This window comes from Seonamhaeicola marinus, assembly GCF_008085455.1.
In genome coordinates this window covers 1-652 of sequence record NZ_VSDQ01000634.1, presented here as the reverse complement: position 1 = coordinate 652, position 652 = coordinate 1, and the positions used below count along the sequence as shown (strand labels likewise).

Below are 652 nucleotides of genomic sequence, written 5' to 3'. Positions count from 1 at the left end.
TGATAACAAACCATATTACAAGTTCAAAAAGAATAAGCATTACATTGTTACCTTCCATTCTTGTTGCTGCATTTTGAACAAAAGATTGTGGTAACGTAGCAATAATACCTACCATAATTAATAATGAAATACCATTACCAATCCCTTTATCTGTAATCTTTTCACCTAACCACATGGCAAAGATACACCCTGTAACTAAAATACTAATTGATGAAAAATAGAATAAAGGGCCTGTACCTAATAAAAATGCACTTTGTGGTACACCTAAACTTGGTAAACTAGCTAAGTATGCAGGCGATTGAAATAAACAAATGGCGATGGTTAACCAACGTGTAATTTGTGTTATTTTCTTTTGGCCGCTTGCACCTTCTTTTTGAAGTTTTTGTAAATAAGGAATTGCAATACCCATTAATTGTACAACAATAGAAGCAGAAATGTAAGGCATGATACCTAAAGCAAATACTGATGCTCTTGACAAAGCACCACCAGTAAATGCACTAAGAATTCCCAAGATACCAGAATCTGTATTATCAGCTAAATTTTGTAATTGTTCAGCATCAATACCTGGTAATGTAACTTGCGTACCAAAACGATAAACTAATAACAAACCTAGTGTTACCACTATTCTGTTTCTTAGTTCTTCAATTTTCCA

General features: G+C 33.1%; 1 protein-coding gene. It reads right to left on the bottom strand.

Features of this window, described 5'->3' with window-relative positions; translation table 11 throughout:
- Positions 1–652: preprotein translocase subunit SecY (locus FUA24_RS25820; protein WP_394344201.1), on the bottom strand; the 652-nt coding region annotated here is incomplete at both ends.